Origin of the sequence: Exiguobacterium sp. s95 (genome assembly GCF_018618655.1) — a bacterium.
In the GTDB taxonomy this organism is placed as follows: Bacteria; Bacillota; Bacilli; order Exiguobacteriales; family Exiguobacteriaceae; genus Exiguobacterium_A; species Exiguobacterium_A oxidotolerans.
On record NZ_JACSMM010000001.1, the window covers coordinates 306,588 to 331,897 of the forward strand.

A 25,310-nucleotide genomic window follows, 5' to 3' on the forward strand; every position below is an offset into this window, starting at 1 on the left:
TTGATCCTTATTTCTTGTAATAATAAATCCAAGCAATCAGATAGGACAGTGTGCCGAGCGATAAGACGGTCGCGATGGCGTAGAAGGGAAAGTTCGGAAAACCTTCAACGAGTTGGACGTAAAATAAAAACGGAATCATCAGGACAGGGAGTGTGGACAAAAATGTTGAATAGGCAACACGTGTCGCCTTACCTGTGATGACTTCCTCGCGCTCGTCCTGATCGGAAAATTCAGTCATCCCGACGGACCATTCGGAAAACGTACTTTTTTTGTTGGTCCGAGTCAGATACCCCATAACGGTTAGTAAAACAGCGATGAGTATCATCGGAAGAACAAGCGGAAGTTCCAATGTGATGTTGAATCCGGTACCGCGGACGGGATCATCGTTAAACACTTCAAGTTGATCGTGTACAGAACTGACGAAAGCAGCTAACAGATAGAACAGACAAATGTTTAAGCTCGATTGAATGATGACACGTTTCAAAGTGATTCCTCCTCCAAATAAAAGATGTCTTCGATTGGTCGGTCAAAGATCCGGGCGATGTGCATCGCCAGTAACAAGGACGGGGTATAGCTTCCTTTTTCGAGTGAGATGACGGTCTGGCGCGTGACGCCGATCAAGTCAGCGAATTGTTCTTGCGTCCAGTCCGTTTGGCGCCGTAATGCTTTGACGCGATTCGAAAGTTTCATCGGGACACTCCTTTCTTTCATGAACATATTGTATAGTTCGTTTTACATTTTGTAAAGTGAACTATACTTATTATTTTTTCGTCTCATTTATCGAAAATTCGCGGAGTCTGACTAAAACAGAATAGTCTGACAAAATTCGGGTAATATGTACTTTATCACTTCGACGGCATCGGGACAGAAAAAGGGGGGGAATTAAATGTTGCCTGAATGTATTCCGGATCAAAGGGAGCTCGCACGCCGCATGCGCATCGTCAAAACGTTACGGAAGCTTGGAAAAACGGATGAAGCCATTGCAAAATCATTATATGTCCCGGTCGAGTGGGTCAGATCAGTCGAAGATAATTTATCGAATACTAGTTATCAGCAATCATCTTAATGCATTAAAAAGAAGCGTCTCCCTTAGTTCAGGGGAACGCTTCTTCATGTTCACGATGACAGTTTCGTTGCGCCCGAGTCGACCGACAGTTTCGGTTGACGCCAAAAGAACGTCAAGATGATGCCGACCGTCAGGACGATCGTCGCGAAATAAAACGGGTAGTTGAGATTGACATCAAACAGGAGTCCACCCGCAATCGGTCCGAGGATGTTCCCGACACTCGTAAACATCGAGTTCATTCCGCCGACGAAACCTTGTTCATCGCCGGCAATCTTCGACAGATAGGTCGTGACGGCAGGACGCATCAAGTCGAATCCGACGAAGACGACCATCGTCACAAGGATGATTGCGAAGTAACTCGTCACGTACGTCATGACGAGGACGAGGGCGGTCGAGACGATTAAGCTGTAACGGATCAGGCGAATTTCACCGAACCACCGCGTCAAGCGGTCGAACAGGCCGACTTGGACGATGACACCGACAATCGCTCCGAGGGAAATCGCGAGAGCGATGTCCTTCGCCGTGAAGCCGAACTTCCGGTCGACGAACAGGGCGAACAGCGATTCGAACGAGGCGAGACCGAATGACGAAATCAACAGGACCAAAAAAGCGACGAAATAGAGGGGGGAAAAGACTTTTGAGAAGCCGGCCGCTTGTTTGACAGTCGGCGCATCGGCATAATGACGTTCCGGTTCACGTAACGTGAAGACAGACAAAATCATCGCAATCATCCCGAACGTCGCGGCAAAGAAAAACGGAACCCGTGTCCCGATGTCAGCGAGAAAGCCGCCGATCCCCGGTCCGATTATGAAGCCGGTCGAAATGGCGGCCGACATATAGCCGAGCGCCTTCGGACGCGTCTCATTCGTCGTGATGTCGGCGATGAACGCCGTCACGGCCGGCATGATGAAGGCGGCACTGACTCCCCCTAGGATGCGCGAAGCGAACAGGACTTCGACCGTCTGTCCGAGACCGAATAACAGTTCCGACATGCTGAAGATGAACAAGCCGATGATGATCATCGGCTTTCGTCCATACTTGTCGACGGCGCGTCCGGCAAGCGGCGAGAGAATCAGTTGGGCAAAGGCGAACGCCGACACCATATAGCCGACCGTCGAGCCGGAGATGTTCAATTCATTCATGATCGTCGGGGTGACGGGAATGACGAGTCCGATCCCTAAAAAGGCGATGAACAGATTGAGTAAAAGTGTACCTAAAATGAGTTTGTTGTTTTGCATGATTTGAACCTCAGTTTCTGATTTGACTTCTTAACGGACGAGTCCGCGCCAAAAAATCGGCCAGACGGCAGTGAGTCGTTGTTGGTAGGCGTCAATCCCGTTATAGACGAGTTCTGTCATCGTTCCTTCCGCAACCGTCAAATAGGCGAGTGCGCCGCTCGTATAGTCTTCGGAGTAGAGAATCTGCTCCGTCCGGTCGCGTTCGCGAAATAAGCGTGCAAGGTGACGATGGATCGAATCGAAAAACGGATTGATCAACGCTGTCACTTCATGCTCCAGTTTGACGGGCGGGAAGTACGCGATGCGAAGGATGAACTTCATTTGGTCGTTTTGGTTGCTTTCCTCGATGAACCAGTCGAAAAATCCTTTTAGCGATGCTTCGAGCGGCAACTGCCGTGTCTCGACGAAGTAGGACGCGAGGTGTTTTTTCTGTTCACCGAGCGCGTACGCCATCGTCTTCAAAAAGAGATCGTCTTTTCCGGAATAGTGGGCATAGATGGATGGTTTCTTGATACCGACTTCCTGGGCGATGTCGTTTAAGGAGGCCCCTTCGTAGCCGTGACTCGCGAAGTGGCGCAAAGCGGTCGGGATTAATTGTGCAGCTTTCAAATCATTCACCTTCCTAACGGTCGTTAGTTTATAAAAATACTGTAGCATCTGGTTTGCTACTTGAACAGGAAAATGCCTCAAAGAATAACTTGAGTAAAACTAAAGGGGGTGCAACAATGGATATTATTAGGAATATTCTTGTGATTTGATTTGTAGAGACATCTGAAATGATGGATGTCATGTTAAACGAGCAATCAGGGGGCTGATCGTATAAATAACAGAATAATATCTATCATCTTGCTGGCCTTTTTGCTAGGTGGAACGTATTACGGGGTGATATCCCTATTGTTCAAAGAAGGTACATCTGTCAGTTCGTTCCCGATTCCGCGCTTTGCGACGGAGCAAACGGGTGCGAACGGGCAACACTACGCGACGCAACTTGCTTCAGAAACAGACGGACCGGGACTCCTGTATGCAGCACGCTTGAATCGTGACGGCTGGAAGAAAGTGAATCAAGAAGGAGCTAAAATTCTCTATCGCAAAGGCGAGACATTCGTTTCGCTGACGACGTTCGACGAGGAAGTATATGTTAAGCCTGTCCGTTTAGTCGAGTTCGAGCGTTTGGAGGATTGAGTCGGAACAAGGTACACTTGCTACAATAAGTAAGGACAGGAGCAATTCGTCCGTTCGTAGCAAAGGAGAATCAAGATGACACAATCCATCGCAATCATCGGAGCAGGCGTCAGCGGGCTTTATACAGCATCGCTTTTACAACAGATGGGGCAAGCGGTCACCGTCTATGAAGCACGGGACCGGATCGGCGGACGTATTGTAAGCGTGGCGGGTACGCATGGAGACGAGGCAGACCGCTTTGACCTCGGACCGACATGGTACTGGCCGGATACGGAAACGGTCATCACGGATCTTGTCGCCGAACTCGGCCTGACGGCATTCGCCCAACACACGACGGGCGCGATGGTACTCGAACGGCAAGCAGGAGCCATCGAACATCATCTGCTGGCACCGGACAGTATCGTCCCGTCGAAGCGGTTAGCGGGAGGAATGGAAGCACTCGTGACAGCGATTGCGTCACAACTCCCGGCGGCATCGCTCCGCTTACAGACACGCGTCACGAAACTTGAGCGGACGGGACAGCAAGTAATCGTTACGTCAATCAAAGACGGACGGATGACTTCAGAAACGTATGATAGTGTCGTGGTTGCCCTTCCACCCCGTCTTGTCGAGCGAGTCGCAATCGAACCGCCGTTTTCCGAGACGACGCGGGAGAAACTGCAAACGACCCCGACCTGGATGGCCGGACAAGCAAAAGCACTTGTCGTCTATGACACGCCGTTTTGGCGCGAAGCGGGTCTGTCCGGGTTTGGGATGAGCTGGGTCGGCGCCATGCAGGAAATTCATGATGCATCACCGCAGCGCGGACCGGGTGCCTTGTTCGGTTTCCTACGGCTGACGGCAGAAGAGCGTCAGTCACTCGGGACGGAAGCGGTTAAAGCCTGCATACTCGAGCAACTTATCACGATGTACGGCGAAGCAGCCCGTCATCCGCGGGAAGTGTTCTATTATGACTGGGCGCAAGACCTTGATACGGCGACGCCTGCAGATGCCCGTCCGTTAACGGAATTTCCGCAGTATCGGCCCATCGCAGTCGACGCAAACTGGCAAGGCCGGCTTTATCTTGCCGGAACGGAAACGGATAGTGCGTTTGGTGGCCATGTCGAAGGGGCGCTCCGGTCGGCGAAGCGGGTCGTCGCTGAATGGACGATGCGGCATGGGTGATTTGTTGTAATGCTCTTAAATATTGTCATGGGCGTCCTCGACAATCGGGGGCGTTTTTTTGCTAAGTAATTATTGTAGAGAAAAAGTCATTTCACGATTTTCATTACAAACTGGTATGATGTGTTACTTGTTTTATTTAATTAGTGCAAAGGTATAGGGAAATATATTATTTTTTGGGTTCAGCATGCAGGGAGGGCGACGTGATGACGCAACAGATATTAGTTCTCTTATTGATCGGCTACGTAATTTACACAATCGATTTAAAACAAAAAATGATTCCTGTTCCGATGGTGCTCGTCGTGATTGGACTGGGTCTTTCATTTATCTCCTATTTTTCTTCGCTTCATCTATCAAAGGAAATCGTATTTGAAGTGTTTTTGCCGGCGCTCCTGTTTACGGCAGCGTATCAGTTTCCGATTAAACAGTTGAAAAATAATTGGGGTATTATTACGGCGTTCAGCACGATTGGGTTGATTGTGACGGCCTTATTACTCGGTGTCTCAATTTACTGGATCTCGAATCTGTTCATTTCACTTTCGCTGACGGCTTCGCTGCTCCTTGCCGCCATCTTGATTCCGACCGATCCGGTCTCGGTGACGTCCATCATCAAAAAAAGTACAGGGGACGAACAACTCGCCGATATCGTGGAAGGAGAATCGATGGTCAATGACGGGACGAGTATCGTTTTGTTTACGATCTTATTAACGATGTTTCAAACGGGGGAACGTTTTAATTTCACGACATTTATCGAACAATTTATGCTTGTTTCGTTTGGCGGAATTCTGATTGGTTTCTTGCTCGGATGGATTTTAAGTAAAATCATTCACTTGACGAAGCAAAAAGAATATCAAGTGATGTTGAGTATCGTCATGTCGTACGGTGGATTTTATCTTGCGGAAGCGCTTGGTGTCTCAGGTGTTCTCACCACGGTCATTTTGGGGATTTTCTTGTCTTACGAAATCGAAAAAGCGGATGAGGAGAAGGGAATTAAAGCATCATTGGATGGATTTTGGAACATCATCAAACCAACATTTTTATCGATTTTATTCTTACTGATTGGGATTCAAGCAGCTGGATACTTAGTTTTTTCACAATGGGGACTGGCGTTGATCATTTTTGGTCTCACCTTGTTGGCACGGTTCATCATGGTCAGCGGCTTCATTTATGCCGTACCGGCCTGGAAAGGTGAATTTCGCGACGACTTTTCGACGATCTCAATCATTACGGCAGCCGGGATTAAAGGATCGATGTCTGTCGCGTTGTTACTATGGCTCGAAAAAACGGTCTCAGCGCAATATGATGTGTTGATTTCCTTATCGTTTGCTGTAATCGTCCTGTCGTTGATTGTCCAAAGTATCGGTATTTATCCGCTGACGATTTTCTTGAGTAAGCGGCATAAACGATAATAAAAAAGCAGACACTGTCCAAAAAGTACTTGGATCGTGTCTGCTTTTTTGCGTTTACAGATACAACCCGTTCGCCTCAACATTGCGAGTGTTCATAAAGACAAGAAAAACGGATGATCTTAAGTTGTTCCAAAAACGGAAATCATCAAATCCGCAATCATGCAGTTTTCTCTACATGACCAGTCATTCAGACGAATGTAATAACTTGCCCGTTTTGAAATCGTAAATCCGGTAAAAAATTTCAAATTCATGATCTTTTGTCGTTGTCACGTGGCAGGTATACGGGACGTCCGGTCCGTAAGCGCCGAGATCGGCACGATCGAAGAAACTGAAATAGTCACCTGTTTCATCATAATAAAGATCAATCGTCCGCGGGCTGGATTGATCATCGTATTCCACCGTACACATTCCTTTAGTTGTCGCATAGTCATGATAAAAGACGTACTTCAGGCTTGGAGCCGTATACCAAACCAGTCCCACACCGAATAAACACATTAAAACGAGTCGGCCGAACGTGGAAAATTCGATGCCAGTATCCTCACGGAGCCAAAAATATAACAACACACTCAGCACTATACAGACGATACCACCTGCGAAAAGCGCGTAATAGAAAAGCACTTCTTCATTCATGCGATCATCCCCCTCATAAATACAACCCGTTCGCCTGAACGACGAATTGCGAGTGTTCGTAATGATAGGTGATGACGGAATAATCGAACGGACGACCGTTCGACAAGTGGAAGATCGTCTCGACCGTCAATGCCGGATCACCGGCTTCAAGTTCCAAATGTTCCGCAATCGTCTCCGGCAATTTGCCGACGTGCATGTACATGTCGGAAAAGCCGATGTTCAGTCCGAGTGCCGTCTCAAGATACTCGAAAATCGACTGTTCGACGATTTCCCGGTTCAAGTATGGGACGAGTGCTTTTACGTAATAGGATTCTTCGAGGCAGAGAAGCCGTCCGTCAATGTAGCGGATCCGTTTGACGAAATAGATGTCTGTCCCAGGTGTAATGGCAAGGTTATGAGCGAGATTCTCCGGACAGGCAATGACTTCAAGTTCGAGTAAACGCGACGTGATATCATAATCGATTAAGTTTTGCTTGAAGCCTTGTGTCGAGAAGAGATTAAAATACCCTTTCCGATTACTTTTGCGGACAAAAATGCCGCTGCCGCGAACTTGAAAGATGATTCCTTTTCGTTCCAGCAGTTCGAGCGCTTTCGTCATCGTCGTTTTACTGACCTCAAATTGTCGGATCAATTGATCGAGAACCGGTAATTTATCGCCTTGCTGTAACGCATTCTGTTCGATGTAGGCTTCGATTTCCGTCGCCGTTTGTTCATATTTCAGCATGGTTCACCCTCATTTACATAAAAATTGTTATATCGCAACTATATCATAATAAAAAGACGATATTTGTAAACATGTTTTTTAAGATTAAATGTGTATTGATTAATTGTGCATGTACAATTATGATGATAATAAAGGTATACATCTCGATTATTAGGGAGGACTTGAAGATGAAAGCATTACCAAACGACTTTTTATGGGGCGGCGCACTGGCTGCGCATCAATTTGAAGGTGGCTGGAACGCCGGCGGCAAAGGGCCGAGTGTCGTCGATGTCATGACGGCAGGCGCGCATGGCGTCGCCCGCCGAATTACCGATACGATTGAAGAGGGGACGTTTTACCCGAACCATGAGGCGATCGATTTTTATCACCGCTATCAAGAAGACATTGCCTTATTCGCCGAGATGGGATTGAAGTGTCTCCGGACATCGATCGGCTGGAGCCGGATTTTCCCGAACGGGGACGAAACGGAACCGAACGAAGCGGGACTGCAGTTTTATGATAATGTCTTTGACGAGTTGATTAAACACGGCATCGAGCCGATCATCACGTTATCGCACTTTGAAATGCCGCTCCACCTCGCGCGCGAATACGGCGGGTTCCGCAACCGGAAAGTTGCTGAGTTCTTCGAACGCTTTGCTGAAGTCTGCTTCACACGCTACAAAGATAAAGTCATGTACTGGATGACGTTTAATGAAATCAACAACAAGATGGATGTCGAGAATCCGTTGTTCCTCTGGACGAACTCCGGTGTCAAAGTCGAACCGGGCGAAAATGCGATGGAAGTCATGTACCAGACCGGTCACCACGAACTGATTGCCAGCGCCCTTGCTGTCGCGAAAGGGAAAGCAATCAATCCCGATTTCCAAATCGGAGCGATGATTTCCCACGTCCCGGTCTATCCGTATTCCTCACATCCGAAAGACGTCATGCTGGCGGAAAAATCGATGCGTCAACGTTACTTCTTCCCGGATGTTCAGGCACGCGGTTATTATCCGAACTATGCCTTAAAAGAGTTCGAACGGGAAGGCTATCAGATTCCGATCCTCGACGGCGATGACGAGATTCTGAAAAACGGGACGGTCGACTACATCGGCTTCAGTTATTACATGTCGACAACGGTCAAGCATGATGCGACGGTCAACAATACGGGGAACATCGTCAACGGCGGTCTCGCGAACGGCGTCGAGAATCCGTACATCCAGTCGAGCGACTGGGGCTGGGCGATTGATCCGGTCGGACTCCGTTACGTCCTGAACCGGTTGTATGACCGCTACCAACTCCCGCTCTTCATCGTCGAAAACGGCTTTGGGGCTGTCGATACGATTGAGGACGGCAAGATTCACGATGCAGCGCGGATTGATTACTTGAAGACTCACATCGAAGCGTTGACGGAAGCGGTCACGGAAGACGGCGTCGAACTGATGGGCTACACGCCATGGGGCATCATCGACATCGTCTCGTTTACGACGGGTGAGATGAAAAAATGCTACGGGATGATTTACGTCGACCGCGACAATGAAGGCAACGGCTCGATGGAACGGATGAAAAAAGACTCATTCGACTGGTACAAACAGGTCATTGCGACGAACGGACAGGAGTTGTCGTACGACAAAGCGACACAACAGTAAATCGATAAGCCTCCACCTATACCGGGTGGAGGTTGTTTGTTGTCTGCCAAATCACGCTTGCTTGAAATAGGAAAACAAGCGATGATGAGAATGTATATATTATCCAAAAGTGACGAGGGACGTTTAAGGGGATGAATGAATGATTGGTGTCAGTATTGCGACGATATGGGAGTTCGAAGCGACACTCGCGTATTTCGATGTAGAAGAATCAGAACGTACTAAGTACCCATACGGTGAATATTTTTTCCGGACGATTGCCGGTAAACGTGTGTTGTTTTACAGCACCGGTGTTCGGAAAGTAAACGGGGTCGGGGCCAACCAGTACATGATGGCGCAGTTCCCGCTTACGAAAATCATCGTTGCCGGGACCTGTGCCGGCATCGACGAGTCGTTTGCCGTACTCGACATCATCGTGCCAAACCGCGCGGTCCAATATGATTGTACGGTGAAAGAAGTCGAGCCGTTGATCAAGCCGTCCTTCATCGTTGAACTCGACGTCGCGGACTATCAGGCGGAGTGTCACACCGGAACGATCGGTACGGCAGACCGGGCCGTCGTGATGTGGAACGATTACTTGGAGCTGAAAGACAATGCCGTCACGGTCGCCGATACGGAAGCCGGCGCAATCGCCTATATCTGTCAGAAAAACAAAGTCGAATGTATCATCATTAAAGGCATCTCCGATTTTCCGGCGGACGAAACGGACCGCGATCCAGTCCAGTCGAACGAGGAACAAATCAACGTCTACATAGCGAATACGCCAAAAGTGATGCACAAAATATTCAGTGACTATCTGGCACGATTCATTTAGAACATCAGGAGGGGCAACGCATGAAAACATTAGTGGTTGGTTGTCTGCTGACCGTCAACGCTAAAAGCTTAATGACACAAAAGACGCAGTCTCGGATGAAATCCCGGAACTGCGTCTTATTTATGCTTAGTGCATCGGCTGCTAATTTTGTTCAGACTCATGTTTTTCTGACTGAGCCGCTTTGAAGTTGCGATAAATCGTATAACCGACAGTGACAGGAAGAATGACAATTCCATACCCAAGCGGCAATCCTAAAAAATAATACCAGAAAATCGTAAAAACAATCATGATTAGAAGGAGGCGGATACTAGATATGTGGTATGTACTCACTTAAAACGTTCCTTCCTTTCAATGTATTGTTATGTTTTTAGAAAGTCGTTTGGTTGATCGACATAAAGTTGGACCAGTCCGCACTTCGGACAAACGGCAGCTTTCGCTTCAGCAGATGCCTTGCTGAAAAAACGACCCGGTTTTTTAATCTTTAAGCCGTACATGGCACCTTTGACATGGACTTCACAGTCTTCGACTAGTCGGGTGTCGCATTGGGTACAGGTTCGGTTCATGTAACTTGTCCTCCTATTTAGCTTGAACTACCTCCACCTGCGCTGGGCTTCGCCCTGAGACACTTAGAGGTGGGAGTATTCTCGCCTGATTTTGATAAATATTCTTCAACTGTCCTTTAATACGTGTCGGAGTTCGCTGACGCCAAGGATCAGCATACAAAGCGAAAGTGGTATGAAGAATACTAAAAACGATAGTGTCGTTATGGCATCCAATAAAAACAAACTGAGCAGGATGATGGTCAAAATGGTCGTCAAGCTGACGAGCGAACTGCGGTTAGACATCGTTCTCCTCCTTTAAGTGGTTATTCTTCCGCAAACGGACATATCGGATGATGGCTGGTACCGCAATCGAAATCGAAAAAGCGCTAACGAGCAACAAATCGGTCTGCCCGAAAAAGAAATAATCGATGCCGATCAACAGAAATAACAAAATCTGAATGATTCGAAAACGGAGCTGCGTACTTCGGTTAATAATGTCCTGTTCTTTTGTTCGACTGGAGTGGTGAGTATTTTGACTCAGTAATTCAAAATAAAAATAACTGAGGACGCCGAGTTGGACGACCGAAAAGAAGGTAGCGCCTGTCTGTTCAAAGAAGATACCAAACAGAGTCATTCCGAACAAAAGTAAGTAGAGTGCTGATACGATTCGTTTCGTACGTGTAGTCAAAGTAAGTCCTCCTGAAAGTCAGTCGATGCTACTCTGTTCTACGGCACGGCAAGGAAAATGTTTCAAGCTATGAATGCATACAAAAGGAACTTAAGAAACAATGAGGAGGAATCAGGATGAGTTACGGGATTTTTGGGAAATTTACGACGACGGCGGGACAGCAAGAAAAATTGGTGGAGCTGTTACTTGAAGCAGCAGCCTTGTTCGAAGACGAGCCGTCATGTCTCCATTATATCGTCAGCGTATCAGAAGAAGCGGACACGGTCATCGTCCACGAAATTTGGACGAATCAAGCGTCGCACAAGGCGTCACTCGAACTTCCGGCGACGCGGCGCCTGATTGAGCAGGCACGCCCGTTTATCACGGGAATGGAACGCTTGTTGACGTTCGACCCGCAAGGTGGAAAAGGGTTATAAAGGGTAATTTTTGATGTCCCAGCCGAAAGTTTGTAAAAAATTAGAACTTTTTTTGCCGATTGACGTAGAGTATACATGAGGTGAGTATGATGGAAAAACGACGAAGAATTCAACGTATCCGGGAAGAAAAGGAACGCATCGCGTTCGTTCGCATTATTTTTGCTGTAATGCTTGGTTTTAGTATCTTTGCACTTCTTCAATATGAGACAGCAATTTGGCCGAAAATCCTCGTCGGGGTGAGCTTCCTGGCACACGGTGTTTTGCACTGGATTGAAGCGAAACGAATCAGTGTATTTTCAGACAGCCGACCAGCACGCAACATCATCCGACTCCGTTACGCGGTTGATTTTGCTCTAATCGGACTGATTGCTTTTTTCTTCCCGCTATTAATCCGGTTCGAACTACCGCCTTTGCCAAGTTTTATCGGCTACTTTATCGGACTTGCAGCCTTCGTTATCGGTGACATCTATCTCGAGCGAACGCAGACGGTGCTTGACCCAGCCCATCCGACGAAAAAAGAATTACGAAGTAAAACACCTGTCCTGAAAGCCAGATGACTTTGAGTAGGGGATGAACAAAATGGAAAAACAAACGAAAATTCTAATCATGCAGCAGGAAAGCAAGCGGAATCTTTTTAAACGATTGGCATTGGTAGGAGTCGTCGCACTTTGTTTGTACGGCTTGGTTCAAACAGGTGCCGACGAATGGATTGTTCCACTGCTCGTCATCCTCGTCCTCATCCATGGACTGTTACTGCTCGGCGAGGCAAGACGGATTAGTGCCCTATCAAGCATCAAAGCAGCACGGCGGCTGATTCGTTTCCGTTACGCGGTCGAGTTCGGTTTCGTTCCCGTTCCTTTATTGATTGCGCTTCAGGCATGGATCCCTAATTATTGGGGTATATCTGTTTTAATCGTTCTTCTGCTGGCTCTGCTGTTGATTGCCTTTTTAAAGCAATACCTGGAATTGCGCATCATGCGGACGGATCCGAGTCACCCGACGAACGACGATCTACGCAAAAAAACACGGATGGCAAACTAAAACAGTACTTCTACTCGCGCATCAAGCAACGGGTAGAAGTACTGTTTTTTAGTTGAGTTCGATTTTGACAGTAGTCGGTTTTGCGAACGCGTCACTTGACACAAACATGACGAAGACATTTTCCGTTTCCGGTACTTCGTAGACGAGATCGACCCTTGATTGATAAGGAGCAAAGTACTGGTAACTGTTTTTCCAGGCCTTCTCATTGCGGTTGACGTAATCGACCGTCTCGTAGACATGCCCATTCCCATCCTGAAGCGTGAACCGGTCCGGTTTATATTGACTGTAGGAGCCGAGTACATCTTCTGTAATATCCGGGTCATGCAAAAACAACGGGAGCGTGATGTAGCGTTTACCGGCTTGCTGTGTCAGTTTGAGTTCAGCCGGCGGGCGGTCTAACAGTTTCCCGACACGGAAGGTGGCATCCTTTAATTTCGGGTCACCGGGATACGTTTTGAGCAGCCCCTGATTCATCAGCTTTTCGATTTTTGCCGTTTCCTGTTTCGACGGTTGTATGGCGGTCGATTTTTTGGCGGTCAAATCGGCGAGCTTCGTCCCTGTCGTCGTTTCAGTTGTTTGACTTGTCGGCTCGGCCGCCGGTTGCTCGACTTCACTCGTCGTCGCAAAGAAGAATAGTCCGGCGACACCCACGACGAGTGCGGTCCCGACTGTTCCAAGCGCGACTTTGAAGCGGCGTTCCGTCGCCTTGGCATTGACGGCGACGCTCCCGATGGCTGCATTCGGTGTAATTTTAACCGCGCGGTAGGCGGGTAATAAGGCACCGATGATCCCGGTCGTAATCGGAATCAACAGCGTCAGGCTCAGGAATCCGAGCTCGGCCGTCGGGAATTGATTGTACATCTTGTAAATCAACCCGAGCGAGACGGCAAGACCGATCAATCCGGCAATCAGACCGGTCATGACCCCCTCAAGCAAGACGAGTTGACGGATCATCCCGTCGCGCCAGCCGGTCGCTTTCAGCACGGCGAGCTGTGATTTCCGTTCGTTGACGTTCTGCCACATGATTTCCGTCGTCGTCAAGATGGCGATCAGCAGGGCAACCCCCATCGCGACATAATGCATCATGCCGACTTCAAGGGCAACGAATTCGCCGAGCCAGGACGCATACAAGACCCCCTTGAGCCGGAACGTGACGAACAGGAAGAAGATGAACAAACTGGTCGGTAAGGCGATTGCGACAAGCGACAGCAGCGTCCGTTGCCAGTACGTCACCAATTGATTGACGCTCATGCCGAGGACGGACTGCGAACGGACGAAACGACGTCCCCGCGAGACTTCTCCCGCCTGGATGCTTTCGTACGGTTGAATCTTCCGGATCAACAGCATCGGGACGAACGTGCCGCCCCAGTAAATCAACAGTCCGGCGAGACCGATCAGAACGATCCGGGCAAGGGCGATCGGATGGTCCGTCGTCAGCCAAAACGTCCCGAGAATCGTCCAGGCAATCAAGGCGACGAGTGAACCGAGTAACGTCGCTTCGAGGAACAGCATCTTCGACAGCTGGCGCGGGCGCCAGCCGATGGCCAGTAAAATCGCAAATTCTTTTTTTCGGGCGTAAAGCAGGATGATATTCGAGCTGAAGACATAGACGAGTGCCACTAAAATGACGCTCGCGATGACACCGCTCATCCCGACTTTCGCTTCCTGGAAGATCGCCATCGAGGAACCGAGTTTAATCCACGGCTGCTGGACCCAGCCGAGTGCCGGCTGGTCTTTAAGTCCGGGCAGATACGTCAGTGCCAGTTGCGGTGACGAACCGAGCGTCACATCCGTGATCAGTCCGGTCTTGTCTTCGATTTCCTGCGCGACGGCCTGTAATTTTTTCTCGCTTTGTTCATTCATCGTATCGATGCCTTTGACATTGACCCGGATGACGGAGATGGCTTTTTTGCCGCGAATCTTGAAAGCAGCGTCTAGCGTCGTCAACATCGAAGGCGGTTTCGTCATGAAGTCGTACGGGTCGTTTGTTGGTTTGACGTCACGCGGCGGGTTGACCGGTGTCTCATTTTTATCCATGACCCACTGTGCCTTCGCCGGGAAATAGGTTTCCATCGGCAGTTCCGTAAGCGGATCTTTCGATAAATTCAATTTCTTCGGATCAAATACTCCGATGTAATAGGGGTTGATCCGCGGCCAGTCATCACTCGACGTCCCGAACTCGCGTGCTGCCCGGTACATGCTGCGTTTCGCAAGCAAAGAATCCGGGTTGATCAGCTTCGGTTCGACCTGATAGGTGAACGGCCAGCGTGACGGATAGGGACTCTCGACGGATTGATAGGTGATTGGTGAAGGCTTGAGAATCAGCCATTCCGAGTAGCCGCTGTATTTTTCAGGTAATGAATTATTCAAAATATCATGAATGAATTGTTTTTGGACTTGCGCCGTCGTGACTTTATACGTCTGTGGCTTTTCATCGACGGTAGGGAGCTTGTCTAAGTATGTTTTGCCGCCCTTTTTCGTGACTTCTTGAATCGTCGGTACCATCGAGTCATCAATCAGCGGTAAATCAAGTTTTTCATATTTATAGGTCCGGGACGCATCGATGTAATCCCGTTCGTTCATCAAAACCGGAATCATATCGACGTTCTCGAGCGCCGTCACGACGTCTTCATCCGTGAAATAACGGCTGTGGTCCGACTTTTTCGTCGCTTGATCAAGCCCGACGAGTTGTTCTTCCGCTTCCGGATCAATCCCGGCAATCATCGTATCACTGCCATACTCGTCGAGCGGTTGTTTTCCGAGACCGATCGGTGAGACGCCGGATTGTTTCGTATCGCCGCTCGCGTCCCAGCCGGCGGCTAAATAACGGACCGTCGTCGACTTGTCGACCTGCAGACCGGTATTTTGATAATCGGTGATCGTCAGCTTATAGACGCCGGGGTCATCAAAGGTGTGCGTCCCGACGGATGAGCCTGTCGATTTATTTCCGATCATCGCGATCGGGGCTGCGACTTCGACGTCCGTGATGTCTTTAATTGTCTGATACTGTTTCATCGTGATGCCGCCGTCGAGACCGCTCATATAATTCGGCTCGAGTAAATGTAAGTCTTCCGTTACGCTCCGGCTTCCCGGCGGCCGGACGACGATATCATATGACGAGTTCCAGCGTTTTTGCAGTTCGTCAACGACGGTCCCATTGTTCGCTTGGGTCGTCCCGATTAAATAGCTCAGTCCTGTACTGACAATCAGGACACCGACGAGTAACAGGATGAACCGTTCTTTGTTTCGCCACCATGAGTTCCAAATGAAGGACATCATAGGCGTCCACCTCCTTTTACGTGTAGCGATATGAAAGACGGCCTATTCCGAATCGGAACCGGCCGTCGTTTTAACCGATCAGGGTAGAAAAGATCAGCATGTTAATCGATGCTGATTTTGACGGTATACGTCTTCGGGAAAGCATCGCTTGACGCAAACATAACGAACGTATTGGCATTTTTCGGGACGTGGTAGACGACATCCATCACGAGACGGTTCGGAGCGATGTATTGATGTTCGTACTTCCAGGCTTTCTTGTTATGACTGATGTAGTCGACCGGAGCATAGTCATGCCCGTGACCGTCGTTAATCGAGAAAGCATTCGGACGATAGACGCTATAGCCGTCTGACGTACCTTCTTTATTGTGTAAAATGAGCGGAACCGTAATGTAGCGGTACCCGTCTTTTTCTTTCAGCTTCAATTCTTTTGGGGCAGATAAAACGATCGGATCAACACGGAAAGAGTTTTTCTTTAGTGCAGGATCGCCCGGATACGTCTGGACCATCCCGGCACTCATTAATTTTTGGATTGACGGGGTACCCGATACTCGGGAAGTGCTGACTTTTGTGACGGTAGTGTCAGTCGTTGCAACATCGGATACCGTTTCGTCCTGCGTATTGAATCCATCTGTATTCGTAAAAGCAAAGACAGCTCCTCCGGTAAGGACGGTGATTGTAGCGAGTGAAAGCAAGCGTTTTTGAGTCGTCATCATAGAAACACTCCTTCTCCTGTTTAATTTGGAAATAATTATCAGAATACTCAGTCTAAATATACTGTTTATTATTTCCAAACGCAAACGGATTTTTTATAGATGGGAAATGAGAAATAAGAAAACAAGAAATTAGAAAAGTACAAATTATGATTCACGTTTTTATTCATGAAAGGTAAAAAAATTAAAAAATAATTAATCTAGAGGTTCACTTGAATGTGTATTTCCTATTTTTTTATTGCTTAACAATAAAAAAAACAAAACAGCGTTCTATTTACATAAAACATACAGAAGCCCCGTTCATTTTAGTTTGAATTAGCACGCATTGTAAAAAATAGTTTTATGTACTCAAGAGTTATATGATCACTTCCAACCGGATTTTTACTTACATCGAAATAGTTCTACTATTAATAGCAAGCAAATATGCTTGTTTAAAAAAGTAACGATTAAGTAAAACAATCTCCTACCGACCAATCATCCGTTAAAAAAGATTAGTTGTTTTTTTGCATTCAAGAGAGGTTTGATGAGGACGTAGCTCACCTTTTAAAACCTATATATGGATAATTAATTACGTATTAGTGAAAAAATACACAAGTTACATTCATAATTTTGACAATATTAATTCGCTAGCTTTTTTTAAAACAGCATTATATAATCATTATGTAGAACGGCGTTTCACAATACGGAACAAAAACTATTTTTTTAATCTTTTTTGTAAACGCCTTCATTTTAAATTAGATTTGTCTTTTCGCGTTTAAAATTCAGAAACTAAAGGAGATGTATTTTTTTATGGAAACAAGATATTCGACTCATCCAAACCAAGTTAAAGATTTTAGTACAGCGGAGTTACGGGAAAATTATTTGATCGAGGAGTTATTTGTATCAAATGAAACTAAACTAGTTTATTCAATGGATGATCGTATAATCATTGGAGGCATTACACCGAAGGATGCTCAGATTTTATTAGAAGGTACGGATCAGATGCAATCAGAATATTTTTTAGATCGGAGAGAAGTCGGAATATTTAATGTTGGGGGCAAAGGAAAGATTGTCGTCGATGGTGAAACTTTCGATATGGAAAACAAGGACTGCCTTTATGTAGGGTTAGGAAAAAAAGAACTAGTATTTTCAAGCGAATCTTCTGGACACGCAGCAAAGTATTACATTTTTTCAGCACCGGCGCATAAAGAATACCCCGTTCAACATGTATCTTTTCGTTCAATTGAGGGAGATCGGTTGGGCACTGTAAATAATGCCAATCAACGTGTGATTCGTCGCTTTATTCACGAGGAAGGCATTCAAAGTTGCCAGATTGTCATGGGCATGACTCAACTCGATAAAGGAAGTGTATGGAATTCCGTTCCTACACACACACATGATCGGAGAACTGAGGTGTATCTGTATATTGATTTGGACGAGGATGCACGGTTATTTCATTTCATGGGGGAATCGCGTAATACAAAACATGTCATTCTGAAAAATGAGCAAGCAGTGATTTCACCTCCATGGTCAATTCATTGCGGTACGGCAACTAGTAATTATGCATTTGTTTGGGGGATGGCAGGCGACAATAAAACAATCAGTGACGCGATTCCAGTAAAATTAGAGGAAATGCGATGAGTGTCTGAACGCTAAAGGTTCATGTGAGACGATGCTAACTTGATTACTGGAAATTAACAAACTTAAAAGTACAGATATTCTAGAAGAGGAATTAAAAACAGTCTTAGCCGATTTAGAAATAACAGGTTTTTCTCCGTATTCAGTTGGTCGTTATGATGAAGAAGATACGCTTTTCTATTTAAATAAATCTGAATTGATGAATGTAGAAGAATTTTTGGAAGCAGATCAAAAATACCTAGGTAGTTATTTCGTTCTTAAAGTTAAAAACGTTGTTGTAGAGAAGGAGTCACATACACCGGATAGATCATGGGTGGTCACTCGCGGCTGAAATTTTAAAAAACATATTTTTGAAAGCGTTATCAATATTGGCGGTAATCTGCATTGGAGTAACCAAATAATCTTTTCAATGAAATTTAGTATTTAAATCAATTATGAAAGGTGTGTAAAAAATGAAAATTATGAAGACACTTAATAAAATTCCCGGTGGTTTAATGTTAGTTCCGTTGTTCCTCGGAGCACTTATTCACACGTTCGCCCCGGGATCCGGTGAATATTTTGGTTCCTTTACGAACGGCTTAATGACGGGGACCGTTCCAATCTTAGCGGTTTGGTTCTTCTGTATGGGAACAGGAATAAATATTAAAGCGACCGGTACAGTATTAAGAAAATCTGGAACTCTTGTACTAACTAAAATTGCCGTAGCGTGGGTAGTTGCTGTTATTGCATCGTCCTTTATTCCGGTTGATGGTATCCAAACAGGCATTTTTGCAGGTTTTTCGGTTTTAGCTTTAATTGCGGCGATGGATATGACAAACGGAGGACTGTACGCATCAATCATGCAACAATACGGTTCTAAAGAAGAAGCCGGTGCATTTGTTTTAATGTCAATCGAGTCGGGTCCATTAGTGACCATGCTAATTTTAGGATCTACAGGAGTAGCTGCTTTTGAACCGCATGTTTTTGTAGGCGCAGTATTGCCTTTCCTGGTTGGTTTTATACTGGGGAATCTGGATAGTGATGTGCGAGACTTCTTCAGTAGAGCATCACACGTAATGATTCCTTTCTTTGGATTCGCATTAGGTAATGCAATCGATTTAAAAGTAATTCTGCAGACAGGACTGGGTGGAGTGATATTAGGGGTTTTAGTCATCATTGTGACTGGTATTCCATTGATGCTGGCAGACAAATTCATTGGGGGAGGTAACGGTACTGCAGGATTGGCAGCTTCTAGTACGGCGGGAGCTGCAGTTGCAAACCCGATGATTATCGCGACGATGAAGCCGGAGTTCCTTCCTATTGCACAATCTGCTACAGCATTAGTTGCAGCTTCAGTTATCGTAACTTCGATTTTAGTACCGATTTTAACTGCCTATTGGGCCAAGTATATGAAAAATAAAAACAAAAATCAGGATCACCAAGACCCTCAAAATCATCCGGAAGAGATGAAAGAAGTCTTACAATCGTAAAATTCAGAGAAAAACCTTTTAAATAATAAGGAGAGATTATGATGAGTAGAATTGTAACTATTGGAGAACCTATGGCATTGTTTGTTGCCGAACAAGAAGGTCCACTTGAAAATGTTGAAAACTTTAGCCGCTTTGTGGCTGGGGCGGAAGTTAACTTTTCAATCGGGATGTCTCGTCTTGAACATGAGATGACATACGTCACGAAACTAGGTCAAGACCCGTTCGGAAAAACGATTGAGAATTTTTTACTCGAGAATGGAATTGATACGAGTCATATAACGTATGACGAAACCTATAAAACAGGAATGCAGTGGAAACAAAAGGTAAGCAAATTTGATCCAGAAGTGTTCTCAGCGAGAAAAAATTCTGCAGCATCACATATGAATGCGGAAACCATCCGACACTTGGATTTGGAAGCAATTGATCACGTTCATGTGACAGGGATTTTACCTGCGTTATCTAAAGACTGCAGAGAAATGGTCTACACCTTGATGCAAAAAGCACGAATGAAAGGTATTCAAGTTTCTTATGATCCAAACTTACGGCCCGGTCTTTGGTCCAGTAAAGAAGAGATGGTTGAAGTCGTCAATGAGTTAGCTTCTTTGGCGGATATCGTACTACCCGGTGTTGGCGAAGGGGAAATATTGACAGGACAAAAGTCAATTGAAGCCATTGCAAGATTTTATCATAATCTCGGGGTTAAAACAGTCGTGATGAAGCTTGGAGCTGATGGAGCCTACACTAGCTCGGAAGGAAATCAATTTTATACAGATGGCTATCCGGTTGATCGAGTGGTGGACACTGTCGGTGCCGGGGATGGTTTTGCAGTAGGTGTGATAAGCGGAATCTTGGAAGGATTATCACTGGAAGAGTCAGTAAGACGGGGAACTGCTATCGGTGCGTTGGCGGTAATGTCACCTGGGGACAATGACGGATTGCCTGATCGTAGACGTTTAGGAGAATTTATGGCAGGCAATGCAATTGATTTGACAATGTAGAAAAAAAGTAAAGATGACCGTGTTCAACGGTTTTCTTTACTTTTATCGTATGAATCATTGAAAACTAGTTAACATCCGTAAAACCAAGTGTTTGCGAAATGTTTAAACTCGTATCTTTCATTTTATCAATCAAAGTATCTTCGATCATATCCATCGTTACCCGGTTACTAGGACCAGATACGCTAAAGCTAGCAATGATCTCACCTTTATGGTTGTAGATCGGGGCAGCGATGCAACGAATACCTTCTTCGTTTTCAATATTATCCAGTGCATATTGCTGCTGTTTTACTTTTTCGATTTCTAGCCGGAATTCTCCTTGTGATGTAATCGTGTTTGGAGTTCGTGGAGCAAAATCAATTTTTTCAACAACTTCCTCAAAATAACTTGGAGTTACTCCGGAAAGCAGGATTTTACCTACGGCTGTACAGTACATTTGGCCACGTGTACCAATCCGTGAAAACATTCGGACTGTGTGGTTACTTTCGATTTTATCAATATAAACAATTTCACCACGATCTTCTATGCATAAATGAACCGTTTCATTTATGTCTTTGGACAGTTTTTCGATGAAAGGTTTTGCAGCACGTATTATTTCGTTGCTGTCCGAAATATTTCTAGAGAGGAAAAGAATTTGTAACCCCAGTTTGTATTTGTTTGTTTCGGCATCCTTAGCGATATAATTCATGCTTCCCAGCGTAGTTAACAACCGGTGAATAGTACTTTTGGATAAGTCCAGTTGTTCAGTTAATTGGGAAATTTTAAGGCCATCAGGATATTCTGACAGTTTGTTTAAAATAGTAAGTGCTCTTTCTAATGATTGAACGTTAGACAAAATCTTCAACCTCTTTATTTTAGTATTTTTGTTTTAGGGACTGTTTAAAATCAGTCTCTTCAAGACTTGTTTAGTTTCTCAAGTATACCAAAGATTGATGAAAATTTGGCTTACTAAATAACAGGAAATGAAACTAAATTTGAAAATTCTTAAGTGGTATGAAAAATTATTGAAAAGTGAGGGAACTTAATGAATAAACTAAAGATTTTAAACAGCATTACGAACTGTGGTGTAGTAGCGGTAATAAGAGCAGACAGTGAAGAAGAAGCTATTAAAATTTCAGAAGCCTGCGTGGAGGGAGGGATTAAAGGCATTGAGATAACATTTACAGTTGATGGAGCAGATAGTGTCATTTCAAAATTAAGATCACTCTTTACTGGCGATGATTCGGTGGTGATTGGAGCAGGGACTGTTCTGGATTCTACTACGGCAAGGATTGCTATTTTAGCAGGTGCACAGTTCGTCGTAAGTCCTTGTTTTGACGAAGCTACAGCAAAGTTGTGCAATCTGTATCAGGTACCGTATATGCCAGGTTGCATGACAATTACAGAGATGAAACAGGCCCTAGAGGCAGGAGTCGATATTGTAAAGCTGTTTCCAGGGAACAATTTTGGACCGGAATTCATTAAAGGGGTCCATGCACCACTGCCCCAAGTAAATATAATGCCGACCGGCGGTGTTAGTTTAGACAATGTAGATCAATGGATAAAAAACGGATGTGTAGCCGTAGGGGTGGGGGGGAATCTTATAACCCCGGCGAAGAGCGGGGATTATAACCTGATTAGTGAATACGCCGCACAATATGTAGAAAAAGTCAGAAATGCGCGACGGGATGGCGAAGAAGTTGAAAAGGTAAGAGTGTAAGGGGAAGCCGGTCAAATAGTAGAGGGCAGTTTATAAGAAAAAGATGCGGTTTTTAAACTAAATATCGTAATAAAGCTTTTGAAATTTCGCGAAATACAAGGGATTTATGTAGATTTTTATTTTAAGAAACGTTATAATTAATTCATGGAACGCTGTTCCGTATTGTGAAACAAAAAGAAATTGTTACGTTAAAAATCTTTTAAATAAAGGAGATTGAAAATGGATAATTTTAATTGGAATTTCCCTACAGAAATCGTTTATGGTGAAGGTAGAGTCAATGAAATCGGTAAAATCGCTAAGTCGTACGGAAAAAAGGCAATGATTGCGACGTATAAAAGAGGTGGATTTTTAGACCCGATCATTGATAACGTGGAATCCCTGTTAAGAGAAGCGGGAATTGAATTTGTGACGTTTACTGGAATCGAACCAAATCCACGAGCGCAGACAATCGATAAAGCGATTGAGATATTTAAGTCGGAGCAGTGTGACTTCGTCATTGCACTAGGCGGTGGAAGTGTAATCGATGGTTCAAAATATATCGCTGCTACAGGTTTTTCTGGCGGTAAGTCATGGGACTATGTTGTATTAGGGGACAGAGTTCCGCGTGAGTACACAGGCGCTTATCCAATCATTGCGATTCCGACGATGTCGGCATCGGGTTCAGAGTGTAATGCTGGTGGTGTTTTAACAAATGCTGAAACGAATGAGAAAAGCTTTTCTAGATCAGCATATCGTTACCCGAAAGTTGCCATCGTAGATCCAGGGTTATTGACGTCTGTACCACTTTCGATCACTAAAGACAGCTGTGTCGACATTTTCTCTCATCTGATCGAACATTATTTATCAAGCCAGGCAGAATCGGAATTTGCAGATCGGGCAACAGAAGGAATGATTTTAACACTAAAAGAAAATTTTGATAAAATCATTAAAGATCCGACCGATATCGATGTCAGAGGGCAAATCGCATTATGTTCAATCTTTGGATGGTCTGGTTTCCAGGCGCTAGGGAGAATGGGATCAATTCCGATGCACTCAATTGAAATGCCTTTAAGTGCTGTTTATGATTTACCGCATGCAAGAGGGATGACAATCATTATTCCACCATATCTTAAAGTGATGGCAGAAGCGATGCCTGCTAGATGGGCAAAATTAGCTAGAAGATGTTTCGGTGTAACGGAAGAAGATGATTTGAAAGCAGCTAAGTTACTTTCAGTTAAAGTCGTGGAATGGTTGAAAGATACAGAATCTTATCTGACGCTTGAAGATGTTGACATCCCGTCTGACCAATTCGAAAGAATGGCCGAAGATGTAGTACGAATGTTCCCGGGAAGTGAACCGAGTACGACAACTGGACCACGACCGATTACGAAAGAGGAAATCATCAAAATTTACGAGATGTCTCAAAATAGTCATTTGACATATAGTTGAATAATGTACGGAACCCCCGAATGACGGACACTTGATACAAGTTCCGATTCGGGGGTTTTTGAATGTCTTCATTATACGCGACGGCGATCAAGCGAGTAGAAGTACACATACAGTGCAAGGATTAAACAGTTTTTATCCAATAATTGTACTGTCTCGTTTTTTTGTATATAATGTAAAAAAAGAAACGGAGAATCCTGGATGACTACTGAACAATTTTACAAGACGTTACCAACACTTGAGACGGACCGCTTGCTCTTGCGGCCGATGCGCCAAGAGGACGTAGACGATTTGTTCGCCTATACCCAGGACGAGGAGACGGCGCGTTACGTGACGTGGAATGCAAATCAGACGATTGGTCAGGCGCAGCAGTTCCTGACGCACGTCCTGTCGAACTACGAACAGGGAAAACAGGCACCGTGGGCAATTGAATGGAAGGCGACGGGACAGATGATCGGCACGATTGATTTCATTCATCTGTTGCTTGATGAAAACAAACAGGCCGAGCTCGGGTACGCGTTATCGCGGCAATTCTGGGGCGAAGGCATCGTCACAGAAGCCGTGGAACGGGTGCTGGACTTCGGTTTTAAGGCGTTACAGCTGGAGCGGATTCAGGCGCGGTGCATGGAACCGAACGTCGGTTCAGCACGGGTGATGGAAAAGGTCGGGATGACGTACGAAGGCACGTTACGCCGCTTGATTTTCATCAAAGGGACGTTTCACGATGTCAAGATGTACTCCATTTTACGGGAGGAGTACGTGACGCAACGTCAGGCAGCGGAACAGAACGAAAAACAACATCAATGAACGAATGAAGCCCCCGACCACTTTGAGCGGTCGAGGGCTTTTTGATTATGTTCTGTTCTCAATCAACGAATCGATGACGGTAACCGTGTTCGTGACCGTATCGAGAATCCGTGTCTGTCGATCGTCTTTTGACAGGAAAATCGCTTCGCCGGTCGCGTCATACGCAAACGCCGTCGGAATCGAAAAGCCGCAGTTGCGGTAAGAACCGTCAGCATGACTCGTCCCGATGACGATGGCGGATTGCTGGCGGCTGATGCGTGCTGCTTCGCCGGACCACTCGGCATATTGTTCCGGACTGAACATCCCGACGCCGATCGGATTGAAAATTAACTCAACGGTATCGTTTTTCAGCCCGTCCAGTCCTAAGAAGATTTCGCGACAGAGCAGATACCCGTACCGTTGTCCATCATCGTCGACGGTCGACGGTTGATAGAGCGGACCGGCTTCCGGCGTTTTTGCCCGGTCGAGGATGACTTCCCCGTGTTCGTTAATGATCAAGGCCCGATCTAACCGGTCGGCGTCCCGGTACCCGGTGACGATCATCGTCGTGTACTGTTTTGCTAGTTGACAGAGCGTCGCGAGATCGGTCTGCCGGCAGTAGCCTTCCGGATACAACACGATGTCGATGTCAGGATAGGCGGCAATCTCTCGTCGTAACTGTTGTAAGTCTGTTTCTTGTTTCGGTTGTCCAATCAAAATGTGCATGTGGCATTCACTCCGTTCGTATTATGTCATTGATTATGTAGATGGGTTTAAGTTTAGCATAATTTGTC

Annotated in this window: 29 protein-coding genes; 16 read left to right on the forward strand and 13 right to left on the reverse strand. The window is 45.8% G+C overall.

Annotated elements, in window-relative coordinates; genetic code table 11:
• Positions 1-7: 7 nt before the first annotated feature.
• Together KNP99_RS01740 and KNP99_RS01745 are read right to left on the reverse strand one after the other, a co-directional pair.
• A complete protein-coding gene (locus KNP99_RS01740) occupies positions 8-484 on the reverse strand; it encodes a DUF2178 domain-containing protein (RefSeq protein ID WP_088837008.1) in 477 nt (158 codons plus the stop codon).
• On the reverse strand, positions 481-690 hold the full coding sequence (locus KNP99_RS01745) for a helix-turn-helix transcriptional regulator (RefSeq protein ID WP_214769335.1): 210 nt from the start codon (positions 688-690) through the stop codon (positions 481-483). The genes KNP99_RS01740 and KNP99_RS01745 overlap by 4 nt, the downstream gene beginning before the upstream one ends.
• A gap of 196 nt (positions 691-886) precedes the next feature.
• On the opposite strand from KNP99_RS01745, the gene KNP99_RS01750 reads away from it, so the two are divergent.
• Positions 887-1,066: a DUF2171 domain-containing protein gene (locus tag KNP99_RS01750; RefSeq protein WP_214765909.1), complete on the forward strand. Its 180-nt coding sequence runs from the start codon at positions 887-889 to the stop codon at positions 1,064-1,066.
• Positions 1,067-1,116: 50 nt separating this feature from the next.
• On the opposite strand, the gene KNP99_RS01755 is transcribed toward KNP99_RS01750, so the two are convergent.
• On the reverse strand, positions 1,117-2,304 hold the full coding sequence (locus tag KNP99_RS01755) for an MFS transporter (RefSeq protein ID WP_214769333.1): 1,188 nt from the start codon (positions 2,302-2,304) through the stop codon (positions 1,117-1,119).
• A 30-nt stretch (positions 2,305-2,334) separates the two neighbouring features.
• Positions 2,335-2,913 (reverse strand): TetR/AcrR family transcriptional regulator, encoded by a 579-nt coding sequence (locus KNP99_RS01760; RefSeq protein WP_214765913.1) that lies wholly within the window; start codon positions 2,911-2,913, stop codon positions 2,335-2,337.
• A 285-nt stretch (positions 2,914-3,198) separates the two neighbouring features.
• Here KNP99_RS01760 and KNP99_RS01765 point away from each other — a divergent pair, with 285 nt between their 5' ends.
• From KNP99_RS01765 to KNP99_RS01775, 3 genes are all read left to right on the forward strand, one after another.
• Entirely contained in the window at positions 3,199-3,486 is a 288-nt protein-coding gene (locus KNP99_RS01765; protein ID WP_214765914.1) for a hypothetical protein, read from the forward strand.
• Positions 3,487-3,561: 75 nt separating this feature from the next.
• Positions 3,562-4,650: a flavin monoamine oxidase family protein gene (locus KNP99_RS01770; protein WP_214765916.1), complete on the forward strand. Its 1,089-nt coding sequence runs from the start codon at positions 3,562-3,564 to the stop codon at positions 4,648-4,650.
• Positions 4,651-4,853: 203 nt separating this feature from the next.
• The gene (locus KNP99_RS01775) at positions 4,854-6,056 is read left to right on the forward strand and encodes a cation:proton antiporter (protein WP_251133033.1); all 1,203 of its coding nucleotides are present in this window, start codon (positions 4,854-4,856) and stop codon (positions 6,054-6,056) included.
• A 183-nt stretch (positions 6,057-6,239) separates the two neighbouring features.
• On the opposite strand, the gene KNP99_RS01780 is transcribed toward KNP99_RS01775, so the two are convergent.
• Together KNP99_RS01780 and KNP99_RS01785 are read right to left on the reverse strand one after the other, a co-directional pair.
• On the reverse strand, positions 6,240-6,686 hold the full coding sequence (locus tag KNP99_RS01780) for a hypothetical protein (protein WP_214845631.1): 447 nt from the start codon (positions 6,684-6,686) through the stop codon (positions 6,240-6,242).
• Positions 6,687-6,699: 13 nt separating this feature from the next.
• Positions 6,700-7,410, reverse strand: a complete 711-nt coding sequence (locus tag KNP99_RS01785; protein ID WP_214769328.1) for a GntR family transcriptional regulator — start codon at positions 7,408-7,410, stop codon at positions 6,700-6,702.
• Positions 7,411-7,577: 167 nt separating this feature from the next.
• Between KNP99_RS01785 and bglA the strand changes: the two genes are divergently transcribed.
• The 3 genes from bglA to KNP99_RS01800 all read left to right on the forward strand — a co-directional run bounded on the left by bglA (position 7,578) and on the right by KNP99_RS01800 (position 10,034).
• Entirely contained in the window at positions 7,578-9,038 is a 1,461-nt protein-coding gene (bglA, locus tag KNP99_RS01790; RefSeq protein WP_215193010.1) for a 6-phospho-beta-glucosidase BglA, read from the forward strand.
• A 139-nt stretch (positions 9,039-9,177) separates the two neighbouring features.
• Positions 9,178-9,849 (forward strand): 5'-methylthioadenosine/S-adenosylhomocysteine nucleosidase family protein, encoded by a 672-nt coding sequence (locus tag KNP99_RS01795; protein ID WP_214769324.1) that lies wholly within the window; start codon positions 9,178-9,180, stop codon positions 9,847-9,849.
• Between the two features lie 20 nt (positions 9,850-9,869).
• Positions 9,870-10,034, forward strand: coding sequence for a hypothetical protein (locus tag KNP99_RS01800; RefSeq protein ID WP_214769322.1), 165 nt, complete (start codon positions 9,870-9,872; stop codon positions 10,032-10,034).
• A gap of 174 nt (positions 10,035-10,208) precedes the next feature.
• Here KNP99_RS01800 and KNP99_RS01805 read toward each other — a convergent pair whose 3' ends face one another.
• The 3 genes from KNP99_RS01805 to KNP99_RS01815 all read right to left on the reverse strand — a co-directional run bounded on the left by KNP99_RS01805 (position 10,209) and on the right by KNP99_RS01815 (position 11,079).
• Entirely contained in the window at positions 10,209-10,412 is a 204-nt protein-coding gene (locus KNP99_RS01805; protein ID WP_214769320.1) for a nucleic acid-binding protein, read from the reverse strand.
• A gap of 105 nt (positions 10,413-10,517) precedes the next feature.
• The gene (locus tag KNP99_RS01810; protein WP_157898475.1) at positions 10,518-10,694 is read right to left on the reverse strand and encodes a hypothetical protein; all 177 of its coding nucleotides are present in this window, start codon (positions 10,692-10,694) and stop codon (positions 10,518-10,520) included.
• The gene (locus KNP99_RS01815; RefSeq protein ID WP_214769318.1) at positions 10,687-11,079 is read right to left on the reverse strand and encodes a hypothetical protein; all 393 of its coding nucleotides are present in this window, start codon (positions 11,077-11,079) and stop codon (positions 10,687-10,689) included. The genes KNP99_RS01810 and KNP99_RS01815 overlap by 8 nt, the downstream gene beginning before the upstream one ends.
• 116 nt (positions 11,080-11,195) lie before the next feature.
• Between KNP99_RS01815 and KNP99_RS01820 the strand changes: the two genes are divergently transcribed.
• The 3 genes from KNP99_RS01820 (at position 11,196) to KNP99_RS01830 (ending at position 12,536) form a co-directional block, all read left to right on the forward strand.
• Entirely contained in the window at positions 11,196-11,495 is a 300-nt protein-coding gene (locus KNP99_RS01820; RefSeq protein ID WP_214769317.1) for a putative quinol monooxygenase, read from the forward strand.
• Between the two features lie 89 nt (positions 11,496-11,584).
• Entirely contained in the window at positions 11,585-12,052 is a 468-nt protein-coding gene (locus KNP99_RS01825) for a hypothetical protein (protein ID WP_088837024.1), read from the forward strand.
• A 22-nt stretch (positions 12,053-12,074) separates the two neighbouring features.
• A complete protein-coding gene (locus KNP99_RS01830; protein WP_214769315.1) occupies positions 12,075-12,536 on the forward strand; it encodes a hypothetical protein in 462 nt (153 codons plus the stop codon).
• A gap of 48 nt (positions 12,537-12,584) precedes the next feature.
• On the opposite strand, the gene KNP99_RS01835 is transcribed toward KNP99_RS01830, so the two are convergent.
• Together KNP99_RS01835 and KNP99_RS01840 are read right to left on the reverse strand one after the other, a co-directional pair.
• A complete protein-coding gene (locus KNP99_RS01835; RefSeq protein ID WP_214845633.1) occupies positions 12,585-15,815 on the reverse strand; it encodes an ABC transporter permease in 3,231 nt (1,076 codons plus the stop codon).
• A gap of 101 nt (positions 15,816-15,916) precedes the next feature.
• A complete protein-coding gene (locus KNP99_RS01840; protein ID WP_088837027.1) occupies positions 15,917-16,528 on the reverse strand; it encodes a hypothetical protein in 612 nt (203 codons plus the stop codon).
• A 786-nt stretch (positions 16,529-17,314) separates the two neighbouring features.
• Between KNP99_RS01840 and kduI the strand changes: the two genes are divergently transcribed.
• From kduI to KNP99_RS01855, 3 genes are all read left to right on the forward strand, one after another.
• Positions 17,315-18,145, forward strand: a complete 831-nt coding sequence (gene kduI / locus KNP99_RS01845) for a 5-dehydro-4-deoxy-D-glucuronate isomerase (protein WP_214765941.1) — start codon at positions 17,315-17,317, stop codon at positions 18,143-18,145.
• 449 nt (positions 18,146-18,594) lie between these two features.
• Positions 18,595-19,611: a 2-keto-3-deoxygluconate transporter gene (gene kdgT / locus KNP99_RS01850; RefSeq protein ID WP_088837029.1), complete on the forward strand. Its 1,017-nt coding sequence runs from the start codon at positions 18,595-18,597 to the stop codon at positions 19,609-19,611.
• A gap of 41 nt (positions 19,612-19,652) precedes the next feature.
• Positions 19,653-20,609, forward strand: coding sequence for a sugar kinase (locus KNP99_RS01855; RefSeq protein WP_214765943.1), 957 nt, complete (start codon positions 19,653-19,655; stop codon positions 20,607-20,609).
• 64 nt (positions 20,610-20,673) lie between these two features.
• On the opposite strand, the gene KNP99_RS01860 is transcribed toward KNP99_RS01855, so the two are convergent.
• On the reverse strand, positions 20,674-21,441 hold the full coding sequence (locus KNP99_RS01860) for an IclR family transcriptional regulator (RefSeq protein WP_088837031.1): 768 nt from the start codon (positions 21,439-21,441) through the stop codon (positions 20,674-20,676).
• A gap of 189 nt (positions 21,442-21,630) precedes the next feature.
• On the opposite strand from KNP99_RS01860, the gene KNP99_RS01865 reads away from it, so the two are divergent.
• From KNP99_RS01865 to KNP99_RS01875, 3 genes are all read left to right on the forward strand, one after another.
• On the forward strand, positions 21,631-22,305 hold the full coding sequence (locus KNP99_RS01865) for a bifunctional 4-hydroxy-2-oxoglutarate aldolase/2-dehydro-3-deoxy-phosphogluconate aldolase (protein WP_214801528.1): 675 nt from the start codon (positions 21,631-21,633) through the stop codon (positions 22,303-22,305).
• A 219-nt stretch (positions 22,306-22,524) separates the two neighbouring features.
• On the forward strand, positions 22,525-23,733 hold the full coding sequence (locus KNP99_RS01870; RefSeq protein WP_214765949.1) for an iron-containing alcohol dehydrogenase: 1,209 nt from the start codon (positions 22,525-22,527) through the stop codon (positions 23,731-23,733).
• 198 nt (positions 23,734-23,931) lie between these two features.
• Positions 23,932-24,537: a GNAT family N-acetyltransferase gene (locus KNP99_RS01875; RefSeq protein WP_088837034.1), complete on the forward strand. Its 606-nt coding sequence runs from the start codon at positions 23,932-23,934 to the stop codon at positions 24,535-24,537.
• A 45-nt stretch (positions 24,538-24,582) separates the two neighbouring features.
• On the opposite strand, the gene KNP99_RS01880 is transcribed toward KNP99_RS01875, so the two are convergent.
• Positions 24,583-25,242, reverse strand: coding sequence for a hypothetical protein (locus KNP99_RS01880; RefSeq protein WP_088837035.1), 660 nt, complete (start codon positions 25,240-25,242; stop codon positions 24,583-24,585).
• Positions 25,243-25,310: the final 68 nt, after the last annotated feature.

Bases quoted from the DNA above. Each gene is read 5' to 3' on its own strand.
- KNP99_RS01810 (WP_157898475.1), bottom strand. From the start codon at position 10,694: ATGTCTAACCGCAGTTCGCTCGTCAGCTTGACGACCATTTTGACCATC.
- KNP99_RS01825 (WP_088837024.1), top strand. From the start codon at position 11,585: ATGGAAAAACGACGAAGAATTCAACGTATCCGGGAAGAAAAGGAACGC.
- KNP99_RS01880 (WP_088837035.1), bottom strand. From the start codon at position 25,242: ATGCACATTTTGATTGGACAACCGAAACAAGAAACAGACTTACAACAG.
- bglA (WP_215193010.1), top strand. From the start codon at position 7,578: ATGAAAGCATTACCAAACGACTTTTTATGGGGCGGCGCACTGGCTGCG.
- KNP99_RS01830 (WP_214769315.1), top strand. From the start codon at position 12,075: ATGGAAAAACAAACGAAAATTCTAATCATGCAGCAGGAAAGCAAGCGG.
- KNP99_RS01870 (WP_214765949.1), top strand. From the start codon at position 22,525: ATGGATAATTTTAATTGGAATTTCCCTACAGAAATCGTTTATGGTGAA.
- KNP99_RS01770 (WP_214765916.1), top strand. From the start codon at position 3,562: ATGACACAATCCATCGCAATCATCGGAGCAGGCGTCAGCGGGCTTTAT.
- KNP99_RS01865 (WP_214801528.1), top strand. From the start codon at position 21,631: ATGAATAAACTAAAGATTTTAAACAGCATTACGAACTGTGGTGTAGTA.
- KNP99_RS01840 (WP_088837027.1), bottom strand. From the start codon at position 16,528: ATGATGACGACTCAAAAACGCTTGCTTTCACTCGCTACAATCACCGTC.
- KNP99_RS01780 (WP_214845631.1), bottom strand. From the start codon at position 6,686: ATGAATGAAGAAGTGCTTTTCTATTACGCGCTTTTCGCAGGTGGTATC.
- KNP99_RS01805 (WP_214769320.1), bottom strand. From the start codon at position 10,412: ATGAACCGAACCTGTACCCAATGCGACACCCGACTAGTCGAAGACTGT.
- KNP99_RS01750 (WP_214765909.1), top strand. From the start codon at position 887: ATGTTGCCTGAATGTATTCCGGATCAAAGGGAGCTCGCACGCCGCATG.
- KNP99_RS01775 (WP_251133033.1), top strand. From the start codon at position 4,854: ATGACGCAACAGATATTAGTTCTCTTATTGATCGGCTACGTAATTTAC.
- KNP99_RS01820 (WP_214769317.1), top strand. From the start codon at position 11,196: ATGAGTTACGGGATTTTTGGGAAATTTACGACGACGGCGGGACAGCAA.
- kduI (WP_214765941.1), top strand. From the start codon at position 17,315: ATGGAAACAAGATATTCGACTCATCCAAACCAAGTTAAAGATTTTAGT.
- KNP99_RS01745 (WP_214769335.1), bottom strand. From the start codon at position 690: ATGAAACTTTCGAATCGCGTCAAAGCATTACGGCGCCAAACGGACTGG.
- KNP99_RS01875 (WP_088837034.1), top strand. From the start codon at position 23,932: ATGACTACTGAACAATTTTACAAGACGTTACCAACACTTGAGACGGAC.
- KNP99_RS01835 (WP_214845633.1), bottom strand. From the start codon at position 15,815: ATGATGTCCTTCATTTGGAACTCATGGTGGCGAAACAAAGAACGGTTC.
- KNP99_RS01795 (WP_214769324.1), top strand. From the start codon at position 9,178: ATGATTGGTGTCAGTATTGCGACGATATGGGAGTTCGAAGCGACACTC.
- KNP99_RS01785 (WP_214769328.1), bottom strand. From the start codon at position 7,410: ATGCTGAAATATGAACAAACGGCGACGGAAATCGAAGCCTACATCGAA.
- kdgT (WP_088837029.1), top strand. From the start codon at position 18,595: ATGAAAATTATGAAGACACTTAATAAAATTCCCGGTGGTTTAATGTTA.
- KNP99_RS01755 (WP_214769333.1), bottom strand. From the start codon at position 2,304: ATGCAAAACAACAAACTCATTTTAGGTACACTTTTACTCAATCTGTTC.
- KNP99_RS01855 (WP_214765943.1), top strand. From the start codon at position 19,653: ATGAGTAGAATTGTAACTATTGGAGAACCTATGGCATTGTTTGTTGCC.
- KNP99_RS01800 (WP_214769322.1), top strand. From the start codon at position 9,870: ATGAAAACATTAGTGGTTGGTTGTCTGCTGACCGTCAACGCTAAAAGC.